We start from the raw sequence: 12,764 nt of genomic DNA on the forward strand, positions 1-12,764 counted from the left end.
AACCATGAGTATCCTTTTGTGGACCTGGATCATTACAGGCCTCAGTTTCGGCCTGTATATCTACATCGCCTACGCGTCCAGGGCAAAGACAACCGGTGATTTCTATGTTGCCGAGAAGGCAGTTCCCCCGTTCATGAACGGGATGGCGACCGGCGCCGACTGGATGTCGGCGGCGTCGTTCATTTCGATGGCCGGCCTGATCTCCTTTCTCGGACGCGACGGCTCGTATTACCTGATGGGGTGGACCGGCGGCTACGTCCTGCTGGCCATGCTGTTCGGTCCGTACCTGCGCAAGTACGGCAAGTTTACGATTCCCCAGTTCATCGGCGATCGTTACTACTCCAATACCGCTCGCGTCATCGCGCTGGTCTGCGCCATTTTCGTCTCCTTCACCTACGTCGCGGGCCAGATGCGCGGCGTCGGCGTCGTCTTCTCGCGCTTCATGGATGTCCCCATCGACATGGGTGTGGTCATCGGCATGGCGCTGGTTTTCTTCTACGCCACGCTCGGCGGGATGAAGGGGATTACCTACACCCAGGTCGCGCAATACGTCGTTCTGATCACCGCCTATCTGATCCCGGCGATCTTTGTCTCGATGCAGTTCACCGGCAACCCGATCCCGCAGATCGGCTACGGTTCGGCGATCAGCGCCGAAGGCGCGGCCTTGCTCAACGACCCCAGCACCCAGGGCAAGTACCTGCTCGACGTGCTGAACGGCCTGCACAAGGATCTCGGTTTTGCCGCGTACACTACGGGTCAGCGGCCGATGATCGACGTCTTCTTCATCACCTTCTCGCTGATGATCGGCACCGCCGGTCTGCCCCACATCCTGATCCGCTTCTTCACCGTTCCCAAGATGCGTGACGCACGCTCTTCGGCCGGCTGGGCGCTGATCTTCATCGCCCTGCTGTACACCACCGCTCCGGCGGTAGCCGTTTTTGCCCGCACCAACTTCATCAAGACGGTGAACAACGTCGAGTATGTCAATGCCCCGTCCTGGTTCAAGAACTGGGAAAAGACCAAGCTGGTCGGCTGGAAGGACAAGAATGGCGACGGCATCATGCAGCTTCGCCCCGGCAAGTGGGACGATCCGAAGAGCGCCAACGAAGTCAAGATCGACCAGGACATCATGGTTCTGGCCAGTCCTGAAATCGCCAAGCTGCCCAACTGGACCGTCGGTCTGATCGGCGCCGGCGGCCTGGCGGCGGCCCTATCCACGGCGGCAGGGCTGTTGCTGGTGATCTCGGCGGCCATTTCGCACGATCTGATGAAGGGTATCGTCAAGCCCAGCATGACGGACAAGGAGGAGCTGTGGTGGGCGCGCGGTGGCGCCGGCGTGGCCGTTGTCATCGCCGGTCTGTTCGGCATCTATCCGCCGGGGTTCGTCGCCCAGGTGGTGGCCTTTGCCTTCGGTCTGGCGGCGGCCTCGTTCTTCCCGGCCATCTTGATGGGCATCTTCAACAAGAAGATGAACAAGGAAGGCGCCATCGCCGGAATGATCGTCGGCATCATCTTTACCGCCGGCTATATCTATTACTTCAAGTATGGCAACCCGGCGGCCAACAACCCGGCCGGGTGGTGGCTGGGGATCTCGCCGGAAGGGATCGGTACCGTCGGTGCTGCGCTCAACTTCGTCGTCTCGTATGTGGTCAGCAAGGTTACCGCTGAGCCACCCGCAGAGATCCAGGACCTGGTCGGCAGCCTGCGTTACCCCGGCAAGCTCGAAGCACCCGCAGCCAGCAGCCATTGATCGGGTTTTCAGATTGCTAGGCTGAACTGAAGCACGCAGGGCGGCTACCGGAAACGGCAGCCGCCTTCTTTTTTTGAACTGGTGAAACGATCAGCGGAGTTGTACCATGACAGCGCAAGCAGAACCGATAAACAGCAGGTTAAACATGATCAAGCGTCTAAACAAATACATCGTATCCAAAATAATGGGCATTCGGCTGCGTCCCACCGTTGCCGTCTTTCTCGGCGGCTTCGCCGGATTGAGCCTGACCAGCACCATTCTTCCCACCGTCATCTCGGTTGTCGGGTTCACCGACGATTTTTCGGCGCGCCTCGATCTGGCCGGTTTTGCCGTGTACGCCTTCATGGTGTGGGCGCTCGGCGGCTGGTTGTGCCAGCGCCGGGCCAGCGCCCAGGCCGGAGCCCTCATTCTGGGACTGACCGGTTTGCTCAGCGCCGCCGTTTTTGCCGCACTGGCCTACGGCGTCGCGCAGGAAGTGCTGCTGATCTGCGCCGCCGCCGGACTGGCCTACGGCACCTTCGGCGGTTTGCTGATCGCCATTGCCCTTGGCGATGTCAAAGAAGTTGCGGCGGATTGACGTTCAGTTCGGTGCCCCGAGCTGCGTAAATGCGGCGTGAGGCATTGATCAACTCAGAGGCTGTGAACTAATGGATAAAAACTTCCCAAGCCGTCATTCCGGCGTACGCCGGAATCCAGTTCCTTTTACTGATATTCATTAAAACAACGAACTGGATTCCGGCTTAAGCGGGGTGACGAGCGAGGCATTTCGTAGGTCGGGTTAGCGGAGCGTAACCCGACAATCATCGGATGCAGCATAAACTGCCGTCGGGTTATGCTGCGAAGCAAATCCTCCTGGGGGACGCTCCGCTAACCCGACCTACAGGATCGCTACTGGATTACGTGTTCTAGATAAATTGGACCTTGCAAAATCGGGAAGTTAATTCGTAGCCGTTCCTAAGCCGATGGAGGGCTCTGCGGAACTATCCCTCTAAGGAGTACAACATGGCACATCGCCTGCTGATCGTTGAGGATGATCGGGATCTGGCCAGGAACCTCATCGAATATCTTGAAATTCAGGGTTACGTGACGCATTACGCGGCCGATGGCCATGCTGCGCTGAACCTGCTGGCGGGCAACAAGTACGATCTGGTCCTGCTCGACCTGCTGTTGCCCGGTGTCGATGGGATGAGCGTGTGCAGCCACATCCGCAATCAGCTCCACAGCAAGGTGCCGATTGTCATGCTCACAGCCAAGGACGGTATCGATACCAAAATATCGGCCTTCGATATCGGTGCCGACGACTATGTGATCAAACCGGCCTCGCTGCGCGAGATCAATGCGCGGGTGCATGCCCTGATCAGGCGGGCGGGCCTGGCGGCGGTCGACAACGAAATCCTGCGCATCGGCGATCTGAGCCTGAATACCGGCACCCTGCAGATCGAGCGCGCCGGCGTGCCGATCACTCTGGCCCCGATCCCGATCAGGATCCTTACCCTGCTCATGCGCCGCTCGCCCAACGTGGTGCACAATCTCGCCATCCACCGCGAACTGTGGGGCGAGGAACGCGACGACACGCACGCCATCGTGGTGCACATGCACACCCTGCGCAATACGATCGACAAGCCCTTCGAGCGGCAGCTCATTCATACCGTTCGCGGCTTCGGCTATCGCATCGCCAATGATCAAACCACCTTATGACAGCCTGAGCCTCAGTCTCGTCCTGCCTTTTGTGGCGCTGGGCTTTGTCGTCAGCGCGCTTCTGAGTCTGATCACTTTTGCCCTGGTCGCCCATTACGAGGAACGCGCGATCGAGCGCATGCTGCAGGTGGAGATGGACAGTTTCCGCAATCGCCTGGCGCGCAACCCGGACGCCCTGCCGCCTTCGACCACCGAGCTCTCGGGTCATTTCCTGCCGATCCCCGAGTTTCGCTTCCTTGCACCTGCAGAACCCGGGCAGCAGCGCATCGAACGCGTCTTGCAAGGGGATCGAGACTACACGGTCCTGCTTGCCGATGTGGACGGCAAACCCTATGCGCTGATTTACGAGCGGACTTACGTCGATGCCATCCTGGGAAATCTGGCGCTTTACCTGCAGTTGGGTACCGGCTTGATGACCCTGTTCTCTTTCCTGCTGGGAACCTACCTGGCCAGGCGCGTGGTGCGCCCGATTGGCAAACTGCTCGGCGAAGTATCGGAGAAAACGGCCCGGGCCAATCTGCTAGCCGGGCCGCCCCTGACTTTTTCGCCCGCCGACTATCCCAACAACGAAATCGGTCGGCTGGTACTGGGGCTGGACCAGTTCGCGCTGCGGCTGCACGGGTTTCTTGAGCGGGAAAGCTATTTCGCCGCCGATGTCAGCCATGAACTGCGCACCCCGGTGGCGATCATTCGCGGTACCGCCGAGGTGCTGATCGAGTACCCGAACCTGCCGGATGTGATTCAGCAGCGTTTGCGCACCATACATCGCCAGGCGGTACGCATGGGGCAGATCCTCGATGCCATGCTGCACCTGGCCAGGGAAGGGGGGGAAGAGGGCGACCCCGCCTGTGCCATTGCCGAAGTCATTTACGATGCCGTGGCCGATTGTTCCTTCTCGCTGGCCGGACGGCCGGTCAGGATCAGCGTCGAGGTGCTGGAGCGCGCCATCCTTCCCGTCGAGCGCTCGATGGCCTATGTCGTGGTCAGCAATATCCTGCGCAATGCCTGTTCCTACACGCGGGAAGGCGTTATCGCGGTGCGCCTCGACGGACATCACCTGGAGATCGTCGATAGCGGCATCGGCATTCCCGAAGACCGCTTTCCGGCACTGTTCAAGCGGCTCGACAAGGGTGAGGAGAGCACCGGCTTCGGTCTCGGATTGTCGATCGTATCCAGGGTCGCCGAGCGTCTCGGCTGGACGGTGGACATCCAGAGCCGGAGCGGAATGGGAACGCGGGTGAGCATCACTTTCCCCGAACAATCGGGCAATAATTTCTCGAAATGATAAGTCGTGATATTCAGCTCAAGTTCAGATCGAAGCCTTGCGTCTCTGCCTGCTTGAAGTTAACCAGTAGGGACGCTGGAATCGGTGCGCCGTCTTGATTAGGCTGTGAGCTCGTTTATTCAGACAAAAAACTGATGGAGCCGCAAGGCGAATCCCCGATTTAACCCGACGGCTCAGTGCAACAACTGGTACTGAAGAAGGAAAACTCCCGCGCCAGAAAAATACCCTACCAGGGCCAACCCGCTGATTTTTTTGACGTACCAGAAGAATTGAATTTTTTCCAGCCCCATGGCGGCCACCCCAGCCGCTGATCCGATGATGAGGATGGAACCGCCGGTACCCGCGCAGTAAGCCAGGAATTCCCACAGAAAGTGGTCTGGAGGGTACTCAGTCAGGCTGTACATGCCCATCGATGCGGCCACCAGCGGCACATTGTCGACGATCGCACTGGCGATGCCGATGATCATTACAATGACGTCCTGGCGCCCCACGGTCTGATCCAGCCATAGCGCCAAAGAGCTCAGGATGTGCGAATGTTCGAGCGTGGCCACCGCCAGCAGGATGCCGATGAAAAATACCAGCGAACCCATATCGATCCGGGTCAGTGCGTGCACCAGCGTAAAGTGCTGCTTGGCCATGTCCTCCTTGTGCCGATGCACCAGATCGCCCATCAGCCAGAGGATACCCAGGCCAAACAGGATGCCCATGAAGGGCGGCAGGTGCGTCGCGGTCTTGAATGCCGGCACTGCCACCAGGATGCCAAGCCCCATGAAAAACATCAGATTTCGTTCAAAATCCGTGGTGTGTAACCCATGCTCGCTACTGACCCGCGCAGGAGCCACCGCATCGCGACCGCGCAGGGCATAGGCGGTTATGCCCAGCGGCACCAGCATGCTTACCAGCGACGGCAGCAGCGCCGCTTCAATGATGCCCAGGCTGGTGATCTCTCCACCAATCCACAGCATGGTCGTGGTGACGTCGCCGATCGGCGACCAGGCGCCCCCGGCGTTTGCCGCGATGACGATGATGCCGGCAAAAAACAGGCGGTCTTCATGCTTGGCCAGCAGCTTGCGCATCAGCGAAATCATGACGATGGTGGTGGTCAGGTTGTCCAGGATGGCGCTGAGAAAAAAAGTCACGAAACCCACCAGCCACATCAAGGTGGACAGCTTCGATGTCTTGATACGCGTCGTGATCACTTCAAAGCCGTTATGGGCGTCGACAACCTCGACAATCGTCATCGCCCCCATCAGGAAAAATACGATCTGAGCCGTACTCATGAGCGATTCGCCAAGTTGTTCGCCCACGATGTGTGGATCGCCCATTGATAGTGCGTAAACCGTCCACAGCAGACCGGCACCGATCAAGGCTGAAGCCGATTTATTGACCTTGAGCGGATGTTCCAGTGCGATGGCTGCGTAGGCAACAACAAAGATGACAATCAGCATGGCATTCATGTCGTTTATCCGATGGTGAAAAGAAGGTCGATGGTTAGAGCGACCAAATTGGTTAGATCGATCAAATGAAAGATTCTATAAGGATCAGGGCGGGTAAACCAGTTCGACCCTGCGTATTTGTAGTTGGCAGTCCGCCGACAGGCATATCTGTTGTTTTCTTGCGCTATTGACACGATTGCGGCGAATCTGCTTTGCTGGCGCGCCGTAGGAACGCAGCAATTTGAACACCGCCATATGACGCTCTTCCGCGATAGCCAGGTTGTAGTTGCGGCTTCCTGAATCATCGGCATGTGCTGTCAGAATCAGCATTTTCCTTGGATTCTGTTTCAGATTTTGTGCATGCTGGCGGAGTTTATCTTTTCCCTCTTGGTCTACTGTTGTGGTGCCTGCCGTGAAATAAATATTGTTTTCGTCGGTGAGGGCCCGATCCATGACTTTTTCAGGTGCTGGCGGGACGACCTGGGTTTCTTGCGACGTTCTATTTTCGGACTCCTGGGTGTGCGCTTGAGGTCCGCTGCATCCGGCAAGCATCAGGGCGGCGACAATAAAGCTGAGGGATTTGAGATTGGATAGGGTCATGGAGCACGGGCCTGTCCTGGCTACGTGTCGATATCGGACTGGAATTAAACCATGTAGGACAGTGGCGTGCTGGCAAAGGTCTCGTCTTTCCCCGGCAATTGCCGGATTAACTCAGATAGATTGATATTCAATGTTTTCAGGGCGACATCCGGTATGGCGGCGAGAGCTTCAGGAAGGATTCCTTCTGCGGGGCCGGGTAGTGCGGCGATGGCCTTGAGCCCATTCGCCGCGAGACAAAGACCGACACGACGCTGATCGGTGCGATGCCGTTTTTTTGTCAGGCATCCCAGGTTGGCCAGCTTGTCAACGATCTGGCTGCAGGTGGACTGATGAATCCCCATGCGGGCTGCGAGCTCGGTTATGCCAATTTCCGGGCTGCGCTGCACCTCTTGAAGAACCCACATTTGAGCGCCGGAAAGGCCGCAGCTTTCCTCCATTACCCGGAAGTACTGGCGCATGCTGCCGTAAATCACCCGGAATTGCCGCAGAACTTCAAGGGTAAGCGGTGGGGACTTCGATGTGACGGGGAGCGTCATCTGTATTTAAGTGCTTGCACGAGTTGAGTGGGTCTATTATATTGGCAACAAATGCAGTTTATGTGGCTTTGTCCCGGTATTCTTTTTTACAGCGAGGACTTTGGGGAGCTTAGGCTCCCCTTTTTTCATGTTCAACTCAATCAAGCTTTTCGGCGTGATCTTGATCGGTGGCCTTGGTGCCGGCGAGCTGTCGCGTCGTGTATTTGCCTTGCCGCGAACCACGGGTTACGTCGTATTCGGACTCATGGTAGGGCAAAGTGGATTCGGCTGGATAACACCCTACCACATCGAGTCAGCCCATTTGTTCATCGACCTGGCTTTGGGCCTGATTCTGTTCGAATTGGGTTATCATGTTTCGCCCGTGCCCTCCCGTGCATTTTGGAGTCGAATCCGGGCTGGGCTGGGCATTGCACTGATAACCGGTGGGGCGATTGCACTGGAACTTCTGGCCTGGGGGTTTTCACCGGAAACGTCGCTATTCGCTGCCGCGCTGTGCTTGGCAACCTCTCCGGCAATCACCATTGCCACCTGCAGCGACCTTGGGGCCAAGGGGGAAAAAACGGGACTGCTTTACACCATGGTGGCGATCAATGGCTGTGTGGCTTTCATCGCTGTCGAATTATCCATGCCGTTTCTGCTTGATTACCAGACAACCCAAGGCCTGGCTGGCGTTTGGGAGGCGACGCAAAAAATCGGTATATCGGTGCTACTGGGCGGCGCTTGCACCGGCCTGGTTCTGTTGAGTGCCGAGTGGCTGGGACGTCGGCCAGAGCACCAGCACCTGTTACTTCTTGGCACCATCGTCCTCGGTGTCGGTACCTCTATCTATCTCGATATTTCGGTGTTGATGCCGATGTTGATCTTTGGCTTCCTGACGCGGGTACTCGACCGGGACAAGCAGGTCGTTGCGATAAGGATTGCCAGCGATGCACGGATTCGAGTATTGCACTGGTTTTGCTGTCCAACACACAAACCCTGTATTCCGGTATTGATGCACAACTAACCGGCACCTTGCTGGCGACCATTCTGCTGATGCAATTGTTTGGCCCCCTGGCGACTCAAACCGCCATCAAGGGCTTCGGGGAAGCGCAGGGCGCCGAGCCGATACCCTTGCTGGTTGACAGCGAAGCGGCCAAATAATCCGGGCTTCCATGACGACACCGCGCAGACGATCGGCGATCTGTAGGCAATCCGGCTGAAACATGATTATTGATTGGGTGGGGTGTAACTCTCATACTGATGCCCGTCGGGCGGGAAATGGAAGGACATTTTTCAGAAGTGACACATCATTTTTGTACTCAGCGGAGATCAACTTCCATGCGGCATCGAAACGATCACTCTGGGCGAGGGCACGAAAGGTCAGGATGGCTTGGCCGCCATCGTTGGTCCAGCGCTGGCCGGATCGTTTCATGCGCTGGGTCACCAGGGTTTTGCAGGTGGCCTCAATGACGCCGGAACCGATCGGCAAATTCTGCGCACGTAACCGTGCATAGTCCATACGTGCCCGATTACGCCGGAAATACTCCAGTTCCTGTTTGAGTTTGTCGCAACGCGGCTTGCGCTTTTGGTGATAAGCCAAGGTGCGGATCACCTTGTCGACGCCATCGTCGGCTTCCAGCAATACATGTCGGTACTCCGCGAAACTGGCGTGAGCCTTGAGTGAGGCTTCTCCATAGATATGATCGAAGGCCCGTCCCAGATGTTCGGCCGCGTGAAAGAAGTCCACCACTTCCACTCCCGGCGGCAGATCCTTGGACAGGAAATCCCAGTTATCGCGTGCTCCGTCGGCGACTTTCACCAAGCGTAAGTTCGGCTGCTGCTCAAAGGCGTTTTCAACTTCAGCCACCAGCTGACGCTTCAATGTCCGTTTCTTCGATTCCGGCATGCGGGCATGGCGTATCGTGCGTAAGCGCTTCCCCGTCTCGTCGTACAAACTGACGCTGCCGCAACCGACCTCACGGTAGCCCGACGGGCCCCGTGTTTGCTTGCCTTCTTGCCGGCTCTGCTCCCGCCGCGCCTCCCGCTGCCCATCCTTCATCGGTGCCATTACCCCATCCAGCGACACGGCCAGCACGGCGGCACCCGCCACGGCATCTTCCTGCGCACGTAACTCGCTCTCCCAGTCCCGACGCCGGTCTTCCCACGTCTCGCTGATCCCCTTCGGTAGCCGATCCAAGCTGCTGCGCGAAGGCGTCATGCCCCCCAACTCTCGGAACAGCATCTCACTCTCCCCCGGCGTGAGATGCGTCACGGCCCACAGACCCGTGCGCGCCGCCAGCGGCGTGAAAAAACCTTCGACAATCCCCGCTTGCAATTCCAGAGGGCATTCGCTTTCTCCATTGGTCCCTACCGCTCGATAACGGTGCCGCAACACCCTGACCGGTCCGGCCGCCGTCATGTAGTCCCCGTACCCACTCACCACCCGCCGGTGCTCTACGCCATTGATCACCACTTCCGGCAGCGTGACATCGAGCCTCTCCAATTCCTCGCCAATGAATTCCCGTTCCGCTTCACTGAAGCGCTTGCGTACCTCACGCTCGAACTCTTCGAATCCTTCTTCGTGTCGGCCACCCCTTCGCCGATGCTCCTCAATGAACTTCAACAAGCCCTCAAGGGCCTTCCCGCCAATCCACGTTCCCGCCATTTCTTCATCAAACTTCGCTACACTTCCCATGGGCCGATCTCCGGTGGTTATCCTTGAACAAGACTTCCACCATTTAACACAAAGATCGGCCCCCTTCATCACTCAAATAGACCACATTCGTCTCAATCCACTTTCTTGCATCCGTAACTCATTGTTTTTATTATCAAGGGTAGACCTTCACCCTATTGATTGGCTCTCATCGACATCTCATTAACCGCTATCCAGGGTAAATTTGTTATTACAGTCCACAGTCATTCCGGCGAAAGCCGGAATCCAGATTTGTCCATCTGATCAAGATGTTAAAAGAAAGGTTTGATCTACGAACTGGATTCCGGGTCAAGCCCGGAATGTCGGTATTCCAACGAATTAGCGCCGGAACAAATTTACCGTGGCCCGCTATCGATCATTAATGGAGGAGGAAATAACACCATGAGCAAACGCCCATTACGCATTGGCCTATCGGCGCGCATCTACCACCCTCAAGTCGGTTCAACCGGATTGCAGTCAAAGTCTTTGCAATATCTCGAGCAATCGGTTGCGCACTGGGTCATGTCGCGCGAGGTGATGGTGTTCATGATTCCGGCGGTCAGCGGCGATGGCATGGTCCATCGCAGCAGCATCCGGCTTTCGGACTACCCGCAATATCTGGATGGCCTGCTTCTGCAAGGCGGAGCCGACATCAATCCGCAAACTTATGGTGAAGAACCCTTGCATCCGGATTGGGCTGGTGACCGGGTGCGCGATGCCTATGAAATGGAACTCCTGCACGAATTCATGGAGGCCGGGAAGCCGGTTCTCGGTATCTGTCGGGGCGCGCAACTGATCAACGTGGCGTTAGGCGGGACGCTGTTCCAGGATATCGCGACGCAGATAGAAACGGCGGGCGCGCACGTTCATCCCGATTATGACCGGCATAGTCATGCCATCGAATGGACCAGCGACTCGGGTCTTGCCAGGATGTATCCCGGCACCCAGGGCGGCGCGGTGGTCTCGATTCACCATCAGTCGATCAAGGCCCTCGGGCGAGGTTTGATGATTGAAGCGCGCAGCACGGTGGATGAGGTGATCGAAGCCATACGCCTTGAGGGAAAACCCTACGTTCTTGGCTTGCAGTGGCACCCCGAGTTCCACCCGCCCGGCAGCGAGGTGTTGCTCGACTGCACGCCGATCCTCAACGAGTTTCTTGATGCCGCGCGTAGTCGGCGATGGTAAATAGGAAGAATAAGCTGGACAAGCTGGACGGGTGGCGATGCTGACCGACATCCTTTCGCTGCCGAGATCGCTATGGGAAGACTTGCAGGAGCGCCTGTTTTTCCTGCCGCCGTTTCCCGATCAAATAGATTCGCTGGCCCTGTTCAGCTTGCTGCTGGTCATCGGTCTGTTTATCGGCGAGTGGTTGCGTGCGCATGTGGGTGTACCGAAAGTCATCGGTTACGTTCTCGCAGGAACCTTGTTCGGACCAGCACTTCTGGGCTGGATCACTATCGAAACCCTGGCCCAGATACGCCCCATCGCCGATGCAGCGCTTGGTTTGCTGATGCTTGAGATCGGGCGACGCCTCGATCTGCGCTGGCTGATTCATAACCGGGATTTATTGAAGGCGACGCTTGGTGAAATCACGCTCTCCTTTGTGGCTATCTTCTTCTTTGCTTATGCGCTTGTTGGCCTGATTCCGGCCTGGGCCGCCGCTGCGGCAGCGGTGACCATGGCCTCGGCACCGGCCGTGGTTTTGCTGACGGTCGAGGAATCGAACGCGCAGGGCCAGGTCACTGAACGAATCATCATGCACACCGCCCTGAGTTCGGCCGCCGCCTTTATCGTATTCGCGATCGTCCTCGGTGTTGTGCATGCCGAATACAGCGATGACTGGCTCAATGCCGTGGTTCATCCGCTATGGGTTGGGTCGGGTGCTTTGCTCATCGGCTGGGTAGTTTCGCGTCTCGCCTTGCTGGTTGCCGCTTTGCTGCCTAAACGTTCGCTGGCGCAGGTTTTTACCCTGGTGGCGACGGCCTTGCTGGCGGTGGGCATTGCCCGCATGCTGGCGGTTCCGGTTTTTCTGACGCTTTTCGTGATGGGCGTGATGCTCGCCTACCGTGACGAACGAAGGGTGCTGAGCTATACCTCCCTGCCGCAGGGGCATTGGTTGCTGGCGATCATCCTGTTCGTCGTGGTCGGCGCTTCACTTCCCTGGCAGGACTTCACCTGGCTGACCGGCTTCGAGGCCCTTGGTCTGCTGATCGTTCGGGCACTGGCCAAGGTGGCTGCCCTGGCCTGGGCAGGCGGCGGATTGCCTTTGGCCAAACGCGTATTGGTCGGCGTCGGGATACAGCCCCTGTCGGCGACGGCGGTATTCATGGCTTACGAACTAGCCGGACTTTATCCGGAAATCGGTCGCTCGGCCCTGGCACTCCCGCTCTTCGCGGCGGCCATCATGGAAATTGCCGGCCCGGCACTGTGCCGTTTCGCCCTTGTGCGCTCTGGCGAGACGGTCGAGGGCGACAAAGGAGGGATCGCATGAGTCATCAAATCGCAGCCATTGCCGGCTTCAAGGAAAGCCAGCCGTTGACCCTGGGTGTCGAGCTGGAGTTGCAACTGGTTTCCCCGCGCGATTTCGATTTGACACGAGGAGCCTCTGACCTGCTGGGCAGCATGGATTACGATGACCGCTTCGGTGAAATCAAGCTGGAAATTACCGAAAGCATGATCGAGGTCGCAACCATGCCGCGCGCCAGCGTCGATGGCATTGCTGCCGATCTGGATGGGTTGCGAAAAACGCTGGTCAGCCAGTGCGGTCAAAACAATATTGTGGTCTGCG

11 protein-coding genes and 1 pseudogene are annotated in these 12,764 nt (G+C 57.7%); 8 read left to right on the forward strand and 4 right to left on the reverse strand.

Annotated elements, in window-relative coordinates; all coding sequences use genetic code 11:
* From JNM42_RS05520 to JNM42_RS05535, 4 genes are all read left to right on the forward strand, one after another.
* A partial coding sequence (locus tag JNM42_RS05520) for a sodium:solute symporter family protein (RefSeq protein WP_366504408.1) occupies positions 1 to 1,750 on the forward strand: 1,750 nt, incomplete at its 5' end.
* Between the two features lie 145 nt (positions 1,751 to 1,895).
* Positions 1,896 to 2,327: a hypothetical protein gene (locus tag JNM42_RS05525; RefSeq protein ID WP_294267421.1), complete on the forward strand. Its 432-nt coding sequence runs from the start codon at positions 1,896 to 1,898 to the stop codon at positions 2,325 to 2,327.
* A 425-nt stretch (positions 2,328 to 2,752) separates the two neighbouring features.
* On the forward strand, positions 2,753 to 3,448 hold the full coding sequence (locus tag JNM42_RS05530; protein ID WP_294267423.1) for a response regulator transcription factor: 696 nt from the start codon (positions 2,753 to 2,755) through the stop codon (positions 3,446 to 3,448).
* Positions 3,429 to 4,733 carry a HAMP domain-containing sensor histidine kinase gene (locus JNM42_RS05535; RefSeq protein WP_294267425.1) on the forward strand — a complete coding sequence of 435 codons (1,305 nt, stop codon included), beginning with the start codon at positions 3,429 to 3,431 and terminating at the stop codon, positions 4,731 to 4,733. The genes JNM42_RS05530 and JNM42_RS05535 overlap by 20 nt, the downstream gene beginning before the upstream one ends.
* A 173-nt stretch (positions 4,734 to 4,906) precedes the next feature.
* Here JNM42_RS05535 and nhaD read toward each other — a convergent pair whose 3' ends face one another.
* The 3 genes from nhaD to JNM42_RS05550 form a co-directional block, all read right to left on the reverse strand.
* Positions 4,907 to 6,190 carry a sodium:proton antiporter NhaD gene (nhaD, locus tag JNM42_RS05540; RefSeq protein ID WP_294267428.1) on the reverse strand — a complete coding sequence of 428 codons (1,284 nt, stop codon included), beginning with the start codon at positions 6,188 to 6,190 and terminating at the stop codon, positions 4,907 to 4,909.
* 84 nt (positions 6,191 to 6,274) lie between these two features.
* On the reverse strand, positions 6,275 to 6,769 hold the full coding sequence (locus JNM42_RS05545; protein ID WP_294267432.1) for an OmpA family protein: 495 nt from the start codon (positions 6,767 to 6,769) through the stop codon (positions 6,275 to 6,277).
* 44 nt (positions 6,770 to 6,813) lie between these two features.
* Positions 6,814 to 7,305: a MarR family winged helix-turn-helix transcriptional regulator gene (locus JNM42_RS05550; RefSeq protein WP_294267435.1), complete on the reverse strand. Its 492-nt coding sequence runs from the start codon at positions 7,303 to 7,305 to the stop codon at positions 6,814 to 6,816.
* A 127-nt stretch (positions 7,306 to 7,432) separates the two neighbouring features.
* Here JNM42_RS05550 and JNM42_RS05555 point away from each other — a divergent pair, with 127 nt between their 5' ends.
* On the forward strand, positions 7,433 to 8,308 hold the full coding sequence (locus JNM42_RS05555) for a cation:proton antiporter (RefSeq protein ID WP_294267439.1): 876 nt from the start codon (positions 7,433 to 7,435) through the stop codon (positions 8,306 to 8,308).
* A gap of 228 nt (positions 8,309 to 8,536) precedes the next feature.
* On the opposite strand, the gene JNM42_RS05560 is transcribed toward JNM42_RS05555, so the two are convergent.
* Positions 8,537 to 9,979, reverse strand: coding sequence for a hypothetical protein (locus tag JNM42_RS05560; protein ID WP_294267443.1), 1,443 nt, complete (start codon positions 9,977 to 9,979; stop codon positions 8,537 to 8,539).
* Positions 9,980 to 10,378: 399 nt separating this feature from the next.
* Between JNM42_RS05560 and JNM42_RS05565 the strand changes: the two genes are divergently transcribed.
* The 3 genes and pseudogenes from JNM42_RS05565 to JNM42_RS05575 form a co-directional block, all read left to right on the forward strand.
* Entirely contained in the window at positions 10,379 to 11,161 is a 783-nt protein-coding gene (locus tag JNM42_RS05565) for a type 1 glutamine amidotransferase (RefSeq protein ID WP_294267446.1), read from the forward strand.
* A 37-nt stretch (positions 11,162 to 11,198) separates the two neighbouring features.
* Positions 11,199 to 12,467, forward strand: coding sequence for a cation:proton antiporter (locus tag JNM42_RS05570; RefSeq protein ID WP_294267449.1), 1,269 nt, complete (start codon positions 11,199 to 11,201; stop codon positions 12,465 to 12,467).
* Positions 12,464 to 12,764, forward strand: a pseudogene (locus tag JNM42_RS05575) (glutamate--cysteine ligase); the annotation flags it as partial. The gene JNM42_RS05570 and the pseudogene JNM42_RS05575, both read left to right, overlap by 4 nt.

Origin of the sequence: Propionivibrio sp. (genome assembly GCF_016790145.1) — a bacterium.
Taxonomy (GTDB): Bacteria; Pseudomonadota; Gammaproteobacteria; order Burkholderiales; family Rhodocyclaceae; genus Propionivibrio.

Excerpts from the sequence above, each read along its gene's own strand:
- JNM42_RS05525 (WP_294267421.1), top strand. The coding sequence starts at position 1,896 with ATGATCAAGCGTCTAAACAAATACATCGTATCCAAAATAATGGGCATT.
- JNM42_RS05530 (WP_294267423.1), top strand. The coding sequence starts at position 2,753 with ATGGCACATCGCCTGCTGATCGTTGAGGATGATCGGGATCTGGCCAGG.
- JNM42_RS05535 (WP_294267425.1), top strand. The coding sequence starts at position 3,429 with ATGATCAAACCACCTTATGACAGCCTGAGCCTCAGTCTCGTCCTGCCT.
- nhaD (WP_294267428.1), bottom strand. The coding sequence starts at position 6,190 with ATGAATGCCATGCTGATTGTCATCTTTGTTGTTGCCTACGCAGCCATC.
- JNM42_RS05545 (WP_294267432.1), bottom strand. The coding sequence starts at position 6,769 with ATGACCCTATCCAATCTCAAATCCCTCAGCTTTATTGTCGCCGCCCTG.
- JNM42_RS05550 (WP_294267435.1), bottom strand. The coding sequence starts at position 7,305 with ATGACGCTCCCCGTCACATCGAAGTCCCCACCGCTTACCCTTGAAGTT.
- JNM42_RS05555 (WP_294267439.1), top strand. The coding sequence starts at position 7,433 with ATGTTCAACTCAATCAAGCTTTTCGGCGTGATCTTGATCGGTGGCCTT.
- JNM42_RS05560 (WP_294267443.1), bottom strand. The coding sequence starts at position 9,979 with ATGGGAAGTGTAGCGAAGTTTGATGAAGAAATGGCGGGAACGTGGATT.
- JNM42_RS05565 (WP_294267446.1), top strand. The coding sequence starts at position 10,379 with ATGAGCAAACGCCCATTACGCATTGGCCTATCGGCGCGCATCTACCAC.
- JNM42_RS05570 (WP_294267449.1), top strand. The coding sequence starts at position 11,199 with ATGCTGACCGACATCCTTTCGCTGCCGAGATCGCTATGGGAAGACTTG.